This is a genomic window from Micromonospora sp. AB353, from assembly GCF_049538395.1.
Lineage (GTDB): Bacteria > Actinomycetota > Actinomycetes > Mycobacteriales > Micromonosporaceae > Micromonospora > Micromonospora aurantiaca.
This window is the reverse complement of record NZ_JBMVFV010000007.1, coordinates 1-16,649: the sequence shown is the minus strand read 5'-3', so window position 1 is coordinate 16,649 and position 16,649 is coordinate 1. Positions and strand designations below refer to the sequence as shown.

Genomic DNA, 16,649 nt, shown 5'->3' with positions numbered 1-16,649 from the left:
CAGCGCCTCAGCGCTGACCCGGCGCCGGCTCACCGGGAGCCGGACCGTCGGACCCGGCGGCGGGCGCCGACTCGTCCTGGTCCGGGGTTCCGTCGACGGCCGGCGTCGCCGTACCGTCGGTCGGCTCGGCCTCGTCGGACGCCGCAGCCGACGCCTCGGGCTCCGTCGCGGCGGCGGGTGCGGACGCCTCGGCGTCGGCCGCCGGGGTGTCCCGGCCGGCCTTGGCGATCGGCTCGGCGTCGACAGCGGCCGGGTCCACGCCGACCGGCTGCTCGGCGGTGGCCGGAAGCACAGTGGTGGTCCCGGTACGGGTCGCCTCCACCTCCACCCGGGCCGCCTCGGCGGCGCCGAACAGGCGCGGGAGCGTCCCGGTGTGCGCCTCGCGCAGCTCGTCCAGGCCGATCCGGAACTGGCCGTGCACCTCCAGCGCACCGGAGGCCGGGTCGGTGACGCCGATGAACTCCCACGGCACGCCGCGCTCGGCGCACAGGGCGGTGAACGCCTTCTCGTGGCCGCGCGGCACCGACACCAGCACGCGGCCGGCGGACTCGCTGAACAGGAAGACGAACGGCATCGAGCCACCGGCGAAGTGCTCCGGCACCACGACCCGGGCGCCCACGCCACGGCGCAGGGCCGACTCGACGAGGCTCTGCGCCAGGCCGCCGTCGGACAGGTCGTGCGCGGAGCTGAGGTGCCCGACCCGGGCCGCCTCGGCCATCAGCTCGGCGAGCTGCCGCTCACGGGCCAGGTCGACCTGCGGCGGGATGCCGCCCAGGTGCTCGTGCGTCACCCAGGCCCACTCCGAGCCGGACAGCTCGACGTGCGTCTCGCCTAGCAGGAACAGCTGGTCGTGGTCGCCGGCCGGACGCGGCACGAAGCCCATCGGTACGCGGTCGGCGACGTCGTCGAGCACGCCCAGCACGCCGACCACCGGGGTCGGGTGGATGGCCGCGGCACCGGTCTGGTTGTAGAAGCTGACGTTGCCGCCGGTCACCGGGATGCCCAGCTCCAGGCAGCCGTCCGCCAGGCCGCGCACGGCCTCGGCGAACTGCCACATCACGCCCGGGTCCTCCGGCGAGCCGAAGTTCAGGCAGTTGGTCACGGCGATCGGCTTCGCGCCGGTCACCGCCACGTTCCGGTACGCCTCGGCCAGCGCCAGCTTCGTCCCGTGGTACGGGTCGAGGCGGGCGTACCGGCCGTTGCCGTCGACCGAGAGCGCGACACCGAGGCCGCTGCGCTCGTCGATCCGGATCACGCCGGAGTCCTCCGGCTGGGCGAGCACGGTGTTGCCGAGCACGTACCTGTCGTACTGCTCGGTCACCCAGGTCTTGTCGGCCAGGTTCGGCGACGCGATCATGCGCAGCACGGTCTCCCGGAGCGCCTCCGGGGTGCTCGGCCGGGGCAGCGTCTCGGCGCGGTCGGCCTGGAGCAGGATCAGGTCGGCCGGCTCGCGCATCGGCCGGGCGTACACCGGGCCGTCGTCGACGAGCGAGCCCGGCGGCACGTCCACCACGAGCTGGTCGCGCCAGGTGATGACCAGGCGGCCCGGCTGGCCGTCCGCCGACGGCGCGGTGACCTCGCCGATGGCGGTGGCCCAGACGCCCCACTTCTCGGCGGTCTTGAGCACCGCGTCGAGCTTGTCCGGCGAGACGACGAGCAGCATCCGCTCCTGGGACTCGCTGGCCAGGATCTCGTGCGGCTCCATCGACGGCTCGCGCAGCGGCACGCGCTCCAGCCAGACCCGCATGCCGGTGCCGGCGGAGGCGGCGGTCTCGGTGAGGGCGCAGGTCAGGCCGGCGCCGCCGAGGTCCTGGATGCCGACGACCAGTTCGGCGTCGTACAGCTCCAGGCACGCCTCGATGAGCAGCTTCTCCATGAAGGGGTCGCCCACCTGCACGGACGGGCGGCGCTGCTCGCTGCCCTCGTCGAAGGTGGCGCTCGCCAGCACGGACACGCCGCCGATGCCGTCGCGGCCGGTCTTGGCGCCCATCAGCACCACGATGTTGCCGGGGCCGGTGGCGTCCTTCTTCTGCAGCCGGTCGACCGGCAGAACGCCCAGGCAGAGCGCGTTGACGAGCGGGTTGCCCTGGTAGCAGGGGTCGAAGACGACCTCACCGCCGATGTTGGGCAGGCCCAGGCAGTTGCCGTAGCCGCCGACGCCGGCGACCACGCCGGGCAGCACCCGGGCGGTGTCCGGGTGGTCGGCCGCGCCGAAGCGCAGCGGGTCCATCACGGCGACCGGGCGGGCGCCCATGGCGAGGATGTCGCGGACGATGCCGCCGACGCCGGTCGCCGCGCCCTGGTACGGCTCGACGAAGCTCGGGTGGTTGTGCGACTCGACCTTGAAGGTCACCGCCAGCTCGTCGGAGACCCGGACCACGCCGGCGTTCTCGCCGATGCCGGCGAGCAGCCGATCACTCGGCGGCGCCTTCTCGCCGAACTGGCGCAGGTGCACCTTGCTCGACTTGTAGGAGCAGTGCTCGCTCCACATGATCGAGTACATGGCCAGCTCGGCCTGGGTGGGCCGGCGGCCGAGGATGTGCCGGATCCGGTCGTACTCGTCGTCGCGGAGGCCCAGCTCGGCGTACGGCTGAAGCTCCTCCGGCGAGTCGGCGGCCCGGGGAACGGTGTCCACGCCCAGCGCCCAGTCGTCGTTCGGGCCGGCCTGCGGCACCACGCCCTGCGCCTCGCGCAGGGCCGGGTCCGGATGGGTGGTCATGACGTCTCCTTGCTGCGCTCGCCGCCGGTGCGGCAGGTGAGCCGACCGATGTTCCCGGCCACCATCACGCCGGCGCTCCCACCAGGTGCTTGAGCACCGAGGTGAAGAAGCCGAGGCCGTCCAGGGAGGGGCCGGTGAGCGCCTCCACCGCGTGTTCGGGGTGCGGCATGATGCCGACGACGTTGCCGGCCTCGTTGGTGATCGCGGCGATGTCGCGCTGCGATCCGTTGGGGTTGCCGCCGACGTAGCGGGCGACGACGCGGCCCTCGCCCTCCAGCCGGTCGAGCGTCGCGGGGTCGGCGACGTAGCAGCCCTCGCCGTTCTTGACCGGGATGAGCACCTCCTGGCCCGGCTGGAACGCGTTCGTCCAGGCGGTGCCGGTGCTCTCGATCCGCAGGACCTGGTCCCGGTTGCGGAAGTGCAGGTGCTGGTTGCGGGTGAGCGCCCCGGGCAACAGATGGGCCTCGCAGAGGATCTGGAAGCCGTTGCAGATGCCGAGCACCGGCAGGCCACCGCGCGCGGCCTGGACGATCGTCTCCATCACCGGTGCGAACCGGGCGATGGCGCCGCAGCGCAGGTAGTCGCCGTAGGAGAAGCCGCCGGGCAGGACGACGGCGTCCACCCCGTGCAGGTCCGGGTCGCCGTGCCAGAGCCGGACCGCCTCGGCGCCGGCGATCCGTACGGCCCGGGCCGCGTCCCCGTCGTCGAGCGAGCCGGGGAAGGTGACCACACCGACCCGGGCGGTCACGACTGCGCGCCCGCGGTCTCGTCGGCGGTGACCACGCGGACGGTGAAGTCCTCGATGACCGGGTTGGCCAGCAGCTTGTCGGCGATCTCCCGGGCCCGGTCCAGGTCCGGTTCGCCGGTGAACTCGATCTCGATCCGCCTGCCGATCCGAACCGAGGCGACGTCACTGACGCCGAGGCGGGGCAGCGCGTTTGCGACGGCCTGGCCCTGCGGATCGAGGATCTCGGGCTTGAGCATGACGTCGACGACGACGCGAGGCACTGGGCACTCCTGACTGTGTACGCAGTTGGGTGCCGGCCCAACAATCGGGCGAGCGCAGCCAGCCTACCTGGCAGATACCGCCCGGCCCGCACCGGCCGGGGGCAGTTCCGGCACTGATCGGCCCCGTCGGCGGCACCGGACGGGCACCGTTGCCCGTTCGTTGCGGCGTCGATGCGAATTCGTTGCGCTGTGTGCTCGCCGGAGCCCTTCGACAACGCCTCCCAGCAGGCATTCTGCCGCGAAACACCCCACCTTGGACCGGTATCCGACAGCACCCCCGCGCGGCACGCGGCGCGCGTCACGCCATCGGCGCGATTCGATCCGCACCTTGTGACAGAGGGCGTCGCGGCCGTAGCATGCATCGTCAGATGTCGATGAGTGAGATCGATGTCCCTCGCCGGCCCACCCCACCCGGCGGGTGTCACCCCCTGCCCGGCAACCCCGGGCGTCCGCGCAGAAGGAGCCCCGACATGCGCCTCCGTCCCCTGCTCGCCGTGCTGACCACCGCGCTGGCCGGCGTCCTGGCCACCGCCTCCGGCGCCACCGCCGCGCCGGCCGGCCCCCAGCCGATCATCGGCGGCGGCACCGTCTCGTCCGCGCCGTGGGCCGCCGCCGTCTTCAGCAACGGCTCGTTCACCTGCTCCGGCAGCGTGATCGCGCCCCAGTGGGTGCTCACCGCCCGGCACTGCGTCAGCGGCACCATGTCCGTCCGGGTCGGCAGCGTCTACTACGCCTCGGGCGGCGTCACCCGCACCGTGAGCGCCTCCTACACCCGCTACGACCTGGCCCTGCTCCGCCTGTCCAGCACGGTCAGCACCTCCGCCGTCTCGCTCGCCAGCAGCAACCCGCCGGTCGGCTCGACGAACACGATCTACGGCTGGGGCATGACCTGCTACAGCGGTTGCGGCGCGTCGCCCCAGCTCAAGACCGCGAGCGTACGGGTGACCAGCACCAGCGTCACCGACGCGTACGGCGGCCAGGCGATCCGGAGCACCCGGGTCAACGGCAACGCGTGGCGGGGCGACTCGGGCGGCCCGCAGTTCTACAACGGCCGGCAGGTCGGCGTCGCCTCCACCGCCGACGGCCAGAGCATCCAGAACTACGGCAGTGTTGCGTACAACCGGGCCTGGATCACCTCGACGGCCGGTGTCTGACGGTTGATGCCGATGCGGCGCGGATCGGTCGGGTGCGGCCCGACCGTCCGCGCCGCGCCGTTTTTCAGCATCCGATCAGCTGAACACGGCTCGCGAACCACCCGGCCGGGGGCTGACAGCATCGGAAGTGTGCTGGTCGTGACGACGGATCAACTGCCCGGCTACGAGATCCGCCAGATCCTCGGCGAAGTGGTCTCCTCGATGGCGAGGACCCGGAACCCGTACCGCGAGGGGGTCAAGAACCTGCGTGGTGGCGCCTACGACCCGATGGCGCCGGACAACCTGACCCGGTGGCGTACCGACTCGGTGGCCCGCCTCGGCGAGGAGGCGCGCCGCCTGGGCGCGAACGCGGTGATCGGCATGCGCTTCGACAGCCGGGACTGCGGCGAGATGTGGATGGAGATCTGCGCGTACGGCACCGCGGTGATCGTCGCGCCGAAGATGCCTGACGTCATGCCGCCGGACCAGCCGGCGATCGCGGCCGAGACCGCCCACGACCCGGAGATCGCCTCCGCTCCCGGCGGCATCGCCGAACCCGCGTCCGCCCCCAACCTGAGTTCGGCGGCCGAAACCCCCACCGGCCCCTGACCGGCCCGTTCACCGGGTCGATCATGAAGTTGACGCCAGGGATGATCTCCTTGAGTGCCGCCAACTTCATGATCGACCGGAAGAAGAGGTCAGAGGATGGGGGGCGGGGAGTAGGCCGCCGCCTCGGGGTGGGACTCGACGACCCTGGTGATTCTGGCGGTCACCCGAGTGACCTGGTCGGTGGCGGCGCCCACGAACGCATTGCGGTCGGCGACCAGCGTGTCGATCTCGGCCCGGGTCAGGCCCAGCCGGCCGTCGGCGGCCAGGCGGTCGAACAGGTCGTTCTCGGCCGCGCCCTTCTCCCGCATCGCCAGCGCCACGGCGACCGCGTGCTCCTTGATCACCTCGTGCGCGACCTCCCGGCCGACACCTCGGCGTACGGCAGCCACGAGGATCTTCGTGGTGGCGAGGAACGGCAGGAAACGCTCCAGCTCCCGGTTGATCACCGCCGGGTACGGGCCGAACTCGTCCAGCACGGTGAGGAACGTCTGGAACAGCCCGTCGGCGGCGAAGAACGCGTCGGGCAGCGCGACCCGGCGCACCACCGAGCAGGAGACGTCACCCTCGTTCCACTGGTCACCGGCCAGCTCGCCGACCATCGACAGGTAACCCCGGATGATCACCGCGAAGCCGTTCACCCGCTCCGACGAGCGCGTGTTCATCTTGTGCGGCATCGCGCTGGAACCGACCTGGCCCGGCTTGAAGCCCTCGGTGACCAGCTCCTGGCCCACCATGAGCCGGATCGTGGTGGCCAGCGACGACGGCGCGGCGGCCACCTGGGCCAGCGCGGCGAGCACGTCGAAGTCCAGCGAGCGCGGGTAGACCTGGCCCACGCTGTCCAGCACCCGACGGAAACCCAGGTGCCCGGCCACCCGCTGCTCCAGCTCGGCCACCTTGCCGGCGTCGCCGTCGAACAGGTCGAGCTGGTCGGCTGCCGTCCCCACCGGCCCCTTGATCCCGCGCAGCGGGTAACGGCCGATCAGGTCCTCCAGCCGCTCGTACGCGATCAGCAGTTCCTCCGCCGCCGACGCGAAGCGCTTGCCCAGCGTGGTGGCCTGCGCCGCGACGTTGTGTGACCGGCCGGTCATCACCAGCGCCGAGTACTCGCCCGCGTGCCATCCCAGCCGGGCCAGCGTGGCGACCACCCGGTCCCGGATCAGCTCCAGCGAGGCCCGGATCTGGAGCTGCTCGACGTTCTCGGTGAGGTCGCGGGACGTCATCCCCTTGTGCACGTGCTCGTGCCCGGCGAGCGCGCTGAACTCCTCGATCCGGGCCTTCACGTCGTGCCGGGTGACCCGCTCCCGCGCCGCGATCGAGGCCAGGTCGACCTGGTCGACCACCCGCTCGTACGCCTCGACCACCCCGTCGGGCACCGGCACGCCGAGATCACGCTGGGCCTTGAGCACCGCCAGCCAGAGCCGGCGCTCCATCCGGACCTTCTCCTCCGGCGACCAGAGGGCGACCAGTTCGGGCGAGGCGTACCGGTTGGCGAGCACGTTCGGGATCGTCGTCACGTACCTCAGTCTTTCATGAGGCCCGGGCGGGGCCCGGCGACGCCGGTACCCGGTCCGGCCGGTGGGCGGGCCGGACCGGGACACACCGTCAGCCCAGCCGGATCTCCGGGTCCAGCGCGACCGCGGCCATCTCCTCGACCGTCATCAGATGCCGGTCGGTGGACGAGATTGTCTGCACCGACACGTTGGTGCCGTCGGCCCGTTCGACGGTCACGCTACGCATGACCGTCCGTTGGGTCACCGACCCGACCAGACGCCTGCCCTCCGCGTCGTTGGCCACCACCAGCTCACCCGCGGGGCCGGTGAAGGACCGGCACGTGACCTGGCCGGGAGTGCAGTCACCCGGGCTCGTGTGGCCGGGGCGCATCCTGCCCACGTTGATGTTCAGGTACGACCGCACCTCGCCCCGAGCGGCGACACCCAGCGCGAACCAGCCGGTCATGGACTCCCACTGGAACGGCTTCACCGTCCACGGCGGCTCGTCGGTGACCGGGCCGTCCCAGGTCTTGCGGTCGGCGGTCGACCCGCCCTGCACCCACCGCAGATCCGGTGCCTCCCGGTGCAACGCGGCGAGCATCGCCGCCCGCAGGCGCTCCGGCTCGGACCGGGTGGCGGTGGCCGACGCAGCCGGGGGAGCGGGCGCCGGGCCGCCGGACGCCCCCGGCTGCACGACCACGCCGACGCCGAGCGCCAGTGCCAGCACCGCTGTCGCCGAGGCGTACACGCTCAGGCGTCGCCGCCGGCGACGGCCCTCCCGCGCCACCAGGGCGTCCACGTCCACCGTCGTCGGCGGCGCGTCGCCGATCGCCGCGTCGAAGATCTGCCGGTATGTCATCGCCGCCTCCCGCTCTCCACTGCCGAATGGTGCGAGGCGAGCAGCCGCAACGTCTCCAGCGCGCGGGCGGACTGGCTCTTCACGGTGCCGGTGCTGACGCCCAGGACCTGCGCGGTCTCCTCGACGGACAGGTCGCAGTAGAACCGGAGCACCACCACCGCCCGACGCCGCGGCGCGAGCCCGCCCAGCAGGTCCAGCAGCATCTCCCGCTCACCGACCGACGGCTCCCCGGCCGCCAGGTCCGCCCGTTCCGGCACCTCGTCGGTGCTGTGCTCCCGCCGCCACGGGCGGCGCCGCTCGTCCAGCCACGCGTTGGTCAGCATCCCCCGGACGTACGCGTCGATGTTGTTCGCGCCGAGCGCCCGCCGCCAGTTGCGGTAGAGCTTGCCCAGCGTGATCGACACCAGGTCGTCCGCCGTGTGCCAGTCCCGGCAGAGCAGGTACGCCGTGCGGCGCAGCGGCTCCAGCCGGGCGCTCACGTAGTCGCGGAACTCCTCGTCACGCCCGGTCACGGGGTGCCGCTCCTCGTTCGCCTCATGCCCAGGGGACGGAACGGAGCACCGGACGGGTTGCCGCCGACGGCCGCCGACTTTCCCACCCGCACTCCGCCCCCTCCCGATCGCGTCGAGCCGTACCGACATGTCAGGCGGGACAGCCGCGCCCGGCGCCTCACGCGGATGGAGATCAGGCCGCGCCTGCTCCCCCCGCGGGACGTCCGACGAGGATCCGGTGGAGCGCGTCGACGGCCTCCGCCTCGGTCGGACAGCGCCGCCACAGCTTGTACCGCCCCCGCTCGTAGGGGCCGATCTCCCAGCCCTCGTCGCCGGGGCGCAGGAACCAGAAGTCGGGCGGGACCGGTTGCTGCTCGTGCGCGTCCGCCAGCTGGAAGGCGTCCGGTGACACCCCCGCCGCGAGCAGCGCGTCCCGCAACTCGTACCGGTCCACGCCCGACCTCCGATCGGTTCAGCAGAACTGGGACGGCTGCGCCCAACCCGTCGGGTCGGCGCAGGTGCCGTCCAGATACTCCTCCACGAGGAAGCCGTGGTCGATCAGCCACTGCACGGTGATCGGATCCTGGGCCTGCGGGAAGTACCCCTGGTTGAGCTCGAACTGCGTACCCATGCCGGGCTGGGCGAACCACGGCGCGATCGGGCCGGAGTCCACCTCGAACGGCTTCAGCACGCAGTAGGTGTGGTAGTTGGCCAGCGGTGCGAGCGGTGTGGTGGCCGGCGGCGTCGGCGGCGTGTTCAGGCTCTGCGGCGCCAGCGAGCGCGAGCTGAACGGGGTGCCCAGCGGCGCGAGGAACGCACCGGTGGGGTTGCCGAAGCGGTCGAGCCGGTAGCCGGGCAGCAGGGTCTGCCGGGTCTTGACGGGCGCGCCGTGCGGGTCCAGCACGAAGCCGTCCTCGGGCGGGAAGATCAGGGTGTTCGGGCCGCTGGTGTAGTTCTTCAGCCATTCGCTCTCGGTCTGCGCGCCGAGCCGTTGGTAGCCGGCGAGCAGCGGGCCGACCGGCGATGCGGTGGGCAGGCTGAGCGGGCCGAGCAGGCGGTTGCCGTCGTAGAACTGGGTGGTCTGTGGCGCGGTCGGGGGCACTCCGGGCGTGCAGAGGCTCCGAGTGACCGGCCCGGGTTGCGGGACGGCCGGCACGGCGCCGGCCGTCCGTTCGTCGGTCACCGTCACGCCCTGGGCATGGGCGGCGACCGGGGCGAGGGCCGACGAGGCCGGCCCGGGCACCAGGGTCAGGGCCGCGCCGGAGAGGGCGGCCAGTAGCCAGCGGCGGGTTTTCACGTTGGACCTCCCGATAAGGACGCAGGTGTCCCTATCGTGAGAGGCCTTCACGGCTAATGTGAGGTTTCATCCCTTTCATCACCCCGAGGGGCGATCGCCCGGCTCAGCGCTCCAGGATCGCTGTCACGCCCTGCCCGCCTGCCGCGCAGATGGAGATCAGGCCGCGCCCGCTCCCCTTCTGATCCAGCAGCTTGGCGAGCGTGGCGACGATCCGGCCGCCGGTGGCGGCGAAGGGGTGCCCGGCCGCCAGCGACGAGCCGTTGACGTTCAGCTTCTCCCTGTCGATCGAGCCGAGCGGGGCGTCGAGGCCGAGGCGCTCCTTGCAGAACTCCGGCGACTCCCAGGCCGCCAGCGTCGCCAGCACCTGGGAGGCGAACGCCTCGTGGATCTCGTAGAAGTCGAAGTCCTGGAGGCTCAGCCCGGCCCGGGCCAGCATCCGGGGCACCGCGTACGTGGGAGCCATCAGCAGGCCCTCGTCACCGTGCACGAAGTCGACGGCGGCGGTCTCGGACCAGGAGAACCAGGCCAGCACCGGCAGGTTGTGCGCCGTGGCCCACTCCTCGGACGCGAGCAGCACCGTCGACGCGCCGTCGGTGAGCGGCGAGGAGTTGCCGGCGGTCATGGTGGCCCGCTCGGCGTCCGCGCCGGAGGCGCCGAAGACCGGCTTGAGCGAGCCGAGCTTCTCCAGGCTGGTGTCCGGCCGCAGGTTCTGGTCGCGGGTCAGCCCCAGGTAGGGGGTCATCAGGTCGTCGAAGAACCCCTTGTCGTACGCGGCGGCGAGCCGCTGGTGCGAGCGCAGCGCGAGTTCGTCCTGGGCGGTCCGGTCGACGTTCCAGCGCAGCGCGGTGCGGGCCGCGTGCTCCCCCATGGACAGTCCGGTACGCGGCTCGGCGTTGCGCGGGATCTCCGGCTTGAACGGCTGGTGCGGGCGCAGCTTCGCCGCGATCTTGAGCCGTTCGCCGAGCGTACGGGCCGAGTTGAGCTGGAGCAGGGTGCGCCGCATGTCCTCGTTGACGGCGAGCGGCGCGTCCGAGGTGGTGTCGACGCCACCGGCGATACCGACCTCGATCTGCCCGAGAGCGATCTTGTTGGCGACCAGGATGGCCGCTTCCAGCCCGGTGCCGCAGGCCTGCTGGATGTCGTACGCGGGGGTGTGCGGGTCGAGCCGGGAGCCGAGCACCACCTCACGGGTGAGGTTGAAGTCGCGGGAGTGCTTGAGCACCGCGCCGGCCACGACCTCGCCGACCCGCTCGCCGGCCAGCCCGAACCGGGCGACCAGCCCGTCGAGCGCCGCACCGAGCATGTCCGCGTTCGACGCGTGCGCGTAGCGCGAGTTGGACCGGGCGAAGGGGATGCGGTTGCCCCCGATGACCGCGACCCGCCGGACACTCTGCACGATCGGCCTCCCTCGAAACTGTTGCCCGAACCCTACTCGCCAGTAGGCTACGCCTATGACCGACAGGTACGCGAGCTTCGTCCAGACGGGGGCCGGTCGCGCGCTGGTCAAGCGCCTCGGGCTGCCCGACCCGCCCCGACTGCGCCGGCACACGCCGGGTGACCGGCTCGTTCCCGGGCCGGTCCTGCTCGGCTCCTCGGCCGGCGGCCGGATCGCCGAGCCGGCCGGCAAGATCCTGACCGCCGCCGGGGTCGAGCTGGCCGACCCGGTCGCCGCCCACGACGCCGACCGCCGCTTCGCGGCCCTGGTGTACGACGCCAGCGGCATCACCGACTCCGCCGGGCTGCGCCAGCTCTACGACTTCTTCCACCCGCAGGCCCGCACGCTGCTGCCCAGCGGCCGGGTGATCGTGCTGGGCACCCCGCCGGCCGAGTGCGGCTCTCCCCGGGAGGCTACCGCCCAGCGTGCGCTGGAGGGCCTGACCCGCAGCATCGGCAAGGAGTTCGGCCGGGGCGTGACCGCCCAGCTGGTCTATGTCACGCGCGAGGGTGACGCCGGTACCCCGGTGAGTCTGGAGTCCACGCTCCGGTTCCTGCTCTCCGGCCGGTCCGCGTACGTCTCGGGCCAGGTGATCCGGGTCGGCACCGGCACCGCCGTCGCCCCGGCCGACTGGGACCGGCCGCTCGACGGGCAGGTGGTGCTGGTGACCGGCGCGGCGCGGGGCATCGGCGCGGCGCTGGCGAAGGTGCTGGCCCGCGACGGCGCCCAGGTGGTGGCGCTGGACATCCCGGCGGCCGGGGACGAGCTGGCCGCCGTCGCGAACGAGATCGGCGGCAGCGCGGTGCAGCTCGACCTGACCGCGCCCGACGCGCCGACCCGGCTGGCGGAGCACCTGGCGTCCCGGCACGGCCGGGTCGACGTGGTGGTGCACAACGCGGGCATCACCCGGGACAAGACGCTGGGCCGGATGGACGCCGACCGGTGGGACTCGGTGATCGACGTGAACCTGTCCAGCCAGGAGCGCATCAACGACGTGCTGCTGGAACGCGACCTGATCCCGGCCGGTGGCCGGATCGTGTCGGTCTCGTCGATCGCCGGGATCGCCGGCAACCGGGGGCAGACCAACTACGCGACGAGCAAGGCCGGCGTGATCGGTCTGGTGGACTCGCTCTCCCCGGTGCTGCGCGAGCGCGGAATCAGCCTGAACGCGGTGGCGCCGGGCTTCATCGAGACGCGGCTGACCGCGCGCATCCCGCTGACCATCCGGGAGGCGGGACGGCGGATGAACAGCATGGCCCAGGGCGGCCTGCCGGTGGACGTGGCCGAGACGATCGGGTGGCTCTCCTGGCCGGCGAGCGGCGCGGTGAGCGGCAACGTGGTCCGGGTCTGCGGCCAGAGCCTGCTGGGGGCGTGATGGCACCCCGTGACCACGACGAGGACGACCTGACCCTGCACGACCTGATCGAGGGCCCCACCCGCGACCTCACGGCGGCCCGAGCCGCCGCCCTGGCTCGCACACAGGCCCGCCCCTCCTCCGACGATCATGAAGTTGACGGCACTTCTGGAGATCCACAAGGCAGCCAACCTCATGATCGACGGGGTGACACGGTGGATCGGGTCGTGCTGGACGGGCTGCCTGCCAGTGGGGCGCTCTATCGGCGGGCGCTGCTGGGAGTGGTGCCGGGGATCGGGGGGCGGCGCGGGAGTGACGTGCCCTCGGTCGAACTGGGCGTCTCGGGGGTCGCTGTGGATCAGCGGCATCTGGCGGACTACGACCGGGTGTGCGGGTTCCGGCTGACCGACCGGCTGCCGGCGACGTACCTGCACGTGCTCGGGTTCCCGCTGTCGCTGCGGCTGATGACGAGTCCCGGCTTCCCGATCCCGCTCACCGGCGTGGTGCACGTGGCCAACCGGATCACCGTGCACCGCCCGGTCGAGGTCGGCGAGAGCGTCGACTTCCACACGTACGCGGAGAACCTGCGCCCGCACGAGCGGGGCCGCCAGCTCGACGTGGTGCTGGTCGGGTCGATCGGCGGCGAGGAGGTGTGGCGCGGCGTGTCCACGTACCTCGGAAAGGAGCGCAGCGCGGGCGGCGGTCCGCGGCGCGACAGGGGTGACCGCCCGGCGCCGCCGGCCGCCTCGGCACGGTGGCGGGTGACGCCCCGGGTCGGTACGGACTACGCGCGCGTCTCCGGCGACCACAACCCGATCCACACCTCGAAGCTGGGCGCGCGGCTGTTCGGCTTCCCGCGCCCGATCGCGCACGGCATGTGGAGCAAGGCCCGCTGCCTGGCCGCGCTGGCGCCCCGGCTGCCCGAGGCGTACACGGTGGACGTGTCGTTCAAGCTGCCGGTGCCGCTGCCGTCGACTGTGGCGTTCAGCGCCTCGGCGACCGGTGCGGGCTGGGACTTCGCGCTGCACAGCGCCCGGGACGGAAGGCCGCATCTGGTCGGTTCGGTGCGCTGAGCGAAAGAGGGGACTTGCCGTCCCCTCTTTTCGGCGCTAAGTTGTTCTCAGATTGAGTTGTTCTCAACCTGAGAGAGTGAGTGACCGTGAACGAGCAAGACTTCCTCGCCGGGTACGACCCCCGGGACTACCCGGCGGTCGCGGTCACCGTCGACGTGGTCGCCCTGACCATCCGCGAGGGCGCGCTGCACCTGCTGCTGATCCGCCGCGGCGCGCCGCCCTACGCGGGGCACTGGGCGCTGCCCGGCGGCTTCGTCCACCCAGACGAGGACCTGACCGCCGGCGCTCGGCGCGAGCTGGCCGAGGAGACCGGCCTCGGCGGCGAGCGGCTGCGCCGGGTGCACCTGGAACAGCTCGGCAGCTACGGCGCCCCGGACCGCGACCCCCGCATGCGGGTGGTCTCGGTCGCGCACCTGGCGTTCGCCCCCGACCTGCCCGACCCGGTCGCCGACACCGACGCCGACGAGGCGATCTGGCTGCCGGTCACCGCGCTCACCAGCCGGCAGCTCGCCTTCGACCACGGCCGGATCATCGACGACGGCTTGGAGCGCGCCCGCTCCAAGCTGGAGTACACGCCGCTCGCCACCCGGTTCCTCGCCCCCGAGTTCACGATCACCGAGCTGCGGGAGGTCTACGAGACGGTCTGGGGCCACCCGCTGCACGCCGGCAACTTCCACCGCAAGGTGCTCTCGGTGCCCGGCTTCGTGGAGAGCACCGGCGCCAGCACCGAACGCGGCGGCGCACGCGGCGGCCCCCGGGCCAAGCTCTACCGCGCCGGAGACGCCCGGCTGCTGCACCCGGCGCTGCTGCGCCCCGCCCGGGAGGAGACGGTGCGGTGAGGACCGAGGAGGCGATCCGGCTGGTCACCGCCGCGCGTACCGACGCCGACCTGTTCGGCACGCAGGAGCCGGCCCGCCGCTACCGCGAACTGGTCGGCGCGCTGCACCCCGACCGGCTGGGCGCGGCCGACCCCGGGGTACGCGCCGCCGCCGCCGAAGCGCTGGTCACCGTCACCACCCGGTGGCGCACCCCCGCCCCCGCGTACACCGGCGACGTCGCCACCCTGCACGAACGCAAGGAAGGGCCCCCTGTTAACGCCTCCGGTAGAGGAGGGGCCCCTTCTTATCACCTGGCCAAGGTGTGCCGGCACCCCGGCGACAACGACCTGATGGCCCGCGAGGCGCGCGCGCTGCGCCGAATCGCCGAGCGCGGCGACGCCAAGCACCTCGCGTACGTGCCCCGGCTCATCGACTCCTACCCGGCGCGCGACCCGTCGACGGGCGTACAACGGCAGGTGAACGAGCTGGTGACCGTACCCGGGCTGCGCAGCCTTGACGACGTGCGCCGCGCGTACCCGGACGGGCTGGACCCGCGCGACGCGGCCTGGATGTGGCGGCGGCTGCTCGTGGCGCTCGGCCTGGCCCACCGGGCCGGCGTCGTGCACGGCGCGGTGCTGCCCCGGCACGTGCTGATCGAGCCGGACGCGCACGGCCTGGTCCTCGTCGACTGGTGCTTCTCGGCCGAGCCCGGCGGGCTCGTGCCGGCGCTGGTGCCCGGCCACGAGGATTGGTACCCGCCGGAGGTCGCCGCGAAGCGGCAGTGCGGGCCGGGCACCGACATCGCGCTCGCCGCCCGCTGCATGACCTGGCTGATGGGCGACCGCGCGCCGCGCGAGCTGCGCGCCTTCGCCGACGGCTGCCAGGGCACCGCGCTCGCCACCCGGCCCGACGACGCCTGGCGGCTGCTGCGCGAACTGGACGAGGTGCTGTACCGGCTGTACGGACCGCGCACCTTCCGACCCTTCACCCTCAACCCGTAGGGAGGCTGCCATGGGCAGTGGAATCTGGTCCACCGACGTGTACGACGCCGCCGACCGTTACCGGCGACGCACCGGCAAGAGCGCGTTCTCCTACAGCGACAGCGGCGCCCGCAAGGTGCACCCGGCGCTCGACCCGCGCGACGCGCTGCGGGAGAGCCGCGACTCCGCCGAGCACCCGCAGTCGACGCCGATCGCCGTGCTCTTCGACGTCACCGGCTCGATGGGGCACGTGCCCCGGGTGCTGCAGAGCAAGCTCCCGCAGCTGCTCGGCCTGCTGCTGCGCCAGGGATACGCGACGGACCCGCAGGTCATGTTCGGCGCGATCGGCGACGCCACCTGCGACCGGGTGCCGTTGCAGGTCGGGCAGTTCGAGTCCGACAACCGGATGGACGACGACCTCGGCCGGATCGTGCTGGAGGGCGGCGGTGGCGGCCAGATGATGGAGTCGTACGAGCTGGCGCTCTACTTCATGGCCCGGCACACGGCCACCGACAGCTGGGACAAGCGCGGCCGGCGCGGCTACCTGTTCATCATCGGCGACGAACTGGCGTACCCGGCGGTGAAGACCGCTGAGGTGAGCCGGCTGATCGGCGACGGCCTGCGCGAGGACATGCCGGTCCGGCAGATCGTGGACGAGGTGACCGCGCGCTGGGACACCTACTACCTGCTGCCCGCCGGCAGCCACTACGCGGGCAACCGCAAGGTGCTGGACTTCTGGCGCGGCCTGCTCGGGCAGAACGCGGTCGAGCTGGACGACCTGGACGCGGTCTGCGAGACGATCGCGCTCACCGTCGGCCTCGGCGAGCAGGCCATCGACCTGGACGCCGGGCTGCGCGACCTGGACCGGGCCGGCTCCACCGCCACCCGGACCGTCTCGAAGGCGCTGGCCCGGCTCGGCTCCGACCGGCGCGCGGTGGCGACGCTGCCGTTCAGCCCGGCCGACGGCGGAAGCGGGGTCACCCGGCTGTGAACCACGTGATGGTGGTCGACCTCGGCTACGGCGACGCCGGTAAAGGCACCGTGATGGACCTGCTCTGCGCCACCCGGCAGGTCCACACGGTGGTCCGGTTCAACGGGGGCGCGCAGGCGGCGCACAACGTCGTCCTGCGCGACGGGAGGCACCACACGTTCGCGCAGTTCGGTGCCGGGACGTTCCGTCCGGGCGTACGGACACACCTGGCGCGGCACGTGGTGGTGGACCCGCTGGCGCTGGCCGCCGAGGCCGACCACCTCGCGTCGGTCGGCGTGCCAGACGCGCTCGACCGTCTGACAGTGGACGGGGAGGCGCTGCTCGCCACCCCGTACCACCGGGCCGCGAATCGCGCCCGGGAGATCGCCCGGGGAGCCGACCGGCACGGCTCC

The 16,649-nt window shown here is 72.8% G+C and carries 17 protein-coding genes; 8 read left to right on the top strand and 9 right to left on the bottom strand.

Features of this window, described 5'->3' with window-relative positions; all coding sequences use genetic code 11:
- Positions 1–7 precede the first annotated feature (7 nt).
- The 3 genes from purL to purS form a co-directional block, all read right to left on the bottom strand.
- Positions 8–2,719, bottom strand: a complete 2,712-nt coding sequence (gene purL, locus ACPCK6_RS05560; RefSeq protein WP_423480501.1) for a phosphoribosylformylglycinamidine synthase subunit PurL — start codon at positions 2,717–2,719, stop codon at positions 8–10.
- A 64-nt stretch (positions 2,720–2,783) separates the two neighbouring features.
- Positions 2,784–3,467 (bottom strand): phosphoribosylformylglycinamidine synthase subunit PurQ, encoded by a 684-nt coding sequence (gene purQ, locus ACPCK6_RS05555; RefSeq protein ID WP_018785472.1) that lies wholly within the window; start codon positions 3,465–3,467, stop codon positions 2,784–2,786.
- The gene (gene purS / locus ACPCK6_RS05550; RefSeq protein ID WP_013473439.1) at positions 3,464–3,727 is read right to left on the bottom strand and encodes a phosphoribosylformylglycinamidine synthase subunit PurS; all 264 of its coding nucleotides are present in this window, start codon (positions 3,725–3,727) and stop codon (positions 3,464–3,466) included. Before purS ends, purQ begins: the two co-directional genes overlap by 4 nt.
- Before the next feature lie 470 nt (positions 3,728–4,197).
- Between purS and ACPCK6_RS05545 the strand changes: the two genes are divergently transcribed.
- The gene (locus ACPCK6_RS05545) at positions 4,198–4,881 is read left to right on the top strand and encodes a S1 family peptidase (protein ID WP_013473438.1); all 684 of its coding nucleotides are present in this window, start codon (positions 4,198–4,200) and stop codon (positions 4,879–4,881) included.
- Positions 4,882–4,893: 12 nt separating this feature from the next.
- The gene (locus ACPCK6_RS05540) at positions 4,894–5,469 is read left to right on the top strand and encodes a YbjQ family protein (protein WP_396883798.1); all 576 of its coding nucleotides are present in this window, start codon (positions 4,894–4,896) and stop codon (positions 5,467–5,469) included.
- A gap of 89 nt (positions 5,470–5,558) precedes the next feature.
- On the opposite strand, the gene purB is transcribed toward ACPCK6_RS05540, so the two are convergent.
- The 6 genes from purB to ACPCK6_RS05510 all read right to left on the bottom strand — a co-directional run bounded on the left by purB (position 5,559) and on the right by ACPCK6_RS05510 (position 11,002).
- The gene (purB, locus tag ACPCK6_RS05535) at positions 5,559–6,983 is read right to left on the bottom strand and encodes an adenylosuccinate lyase (protein ID WP_423480500.1); all 1,425 of its coding nucleotides are present in this window, start codon (positions 6,981–6,983) and stop codon (positions 5,559–5,561) included.
- Between the two features lie 88 nt (positions 6,984–7,071).
- Positions 7,072–7,818: a hypothetical protein gene (locus ACPCK6_RS05530; RefSeq protein ID WP_423480499.1), complete on the bottom strand. Its 747-nt coding sequence runs from the start codon at positions 7,816–7,818 to the stop codon at positions 7,072–7,074.
- Positions 7,815–8,330, bottom strand: coding sequence for a SigE family RNA polymerase sigma factor (locus ACPCK6_RS05525; RefSeq protein ID WP_396883795.1), 516 nt, complete (start codon positions 8,328–8,330; stop codon positions 7,815–7,817). Before ACPCK6_RS05525 ends, ACPCK6_RS05530 begins: the two co-directional genes overlap by 4 nt.
- A gap of 172 nt (positions 8,331–8,502) precedes the next feature.
- The gene (locus ACPCK6_RS05520; protein ID WP_396883853.1) at positions 8,503–8,763 is read right to left on the bottom strand and encodes a hypothetical protein; all 261 of its coding nucleotides are present in this window, start codon (positions 8,761–8,763) and stop codon (positions 8,503–8,505) included.
- A gap of 18 nt (positions 8,764–8,781) precedes the next feature.
- The gene (locus tag ACPCK6_RS05515) at positions 8,782–9,606 is read right to left on the bottom strand and encodes a TNT domain-containing protein (protein ID WP_396883794.1); all 825 of its coding nucleotides are present in this window, start codon (positions 9,604–9,606) and stop codon (positions 8,782–8,784) included.
- Between the two features lie 103 nt (positions 9,607–9,709).
- On the bottom strand, positions 9,710–11,002 hold the full coding sequence (locus tag ACPCK6_RS05510) for an acetyl-CoA C-acetyltransferase (protein WP_423480498.1): 1,293 nt from the start codon (positions 11,000–11,002) through the stop codon (positions 9,710–9,712).
- A 55-nt stretch (positions 11,003–11,057) separates the two neighbouring features.
- On the opposite strand from ACPCK6_RS05510, the gene ACPCK6_RS05505 reads away from it, so the two are divergent.
- The 6 genes from ACPCK6_RS05505 to ACPCK6_RS05480 all read left to right on the top strand — a co-directional run.
- A complete protein-coding gene (locus ACPCK6_RS05505; protein WP_423480497.1) occupies positions 11,058–12,416 on the top strand; it encodes a 3-oxoacyl-ACP reductase in 1,359 nt (452 codons plus the stop codon).
- Positions 12,416–13,468, top strand: coding sequence for a MaoC/PaaZ C-terminal domain-containing protein (locus tag ACPCK6_RS05500; RefSeq protein ID WP_423480560.1), 1,053 nt, complete (start codon positions 12,416–12,418; stop codon positions 13,466–13,468). The genes ACPCK6_RS05505 and ACPCK6_RS05500 overlap by 1 nt, the downstream gene beginning before the upstream one ends.
- Before the next feature lie 80 nt (positions 13,469–13,548).
- On the top strand, positions 13,549–14,307 hold the full coding sequence (locus ACPCK6_RS05495; protein WP_396883791.1) for an NUDIX hydrolase: 759 nt from the start codon (positions 13,549–13,551) through the stop codon (positions 14,305–14,307).
- Positions 14,304–15,287, top strand: coding sequence for a BUD32 family EKC/KEOPS complex subunit (locus tag ACPCK6_RS05490; protein WP_423480496.1), 984 nt, complete (start codon positions 14,304–14,306; stop codon positions 15,285–15,287). Before ACPCK6_RS05495 ends, ACPCK6_RS05490 begins: the two co-directional genes overlap by 4 nt.
- A 10-nt stretch (positions 15,288–15,297) precedes the next feature.
- Positions 15,298–16,257, top strand: coding sequence for a hypothetical protein (locus tag ACPCK6_RS05485; protein ID WP_423480495.1), 960 nt, complete (start codon positions 15,298–15,300; stop codon positions 16,255–16,257).
- Positions 16,254–16,649, top strand: a 396-nt coding sequence (locus ACPCK6_RS05480; protein WP_423480494.1) for an adenylosuccinate synthetase, incomplete at its 3' end; no start/stop codon positions are given. The genes ACPCK6_RS05485 and ACPCK6_RS05480, both read left to right, overlap by 4 nt.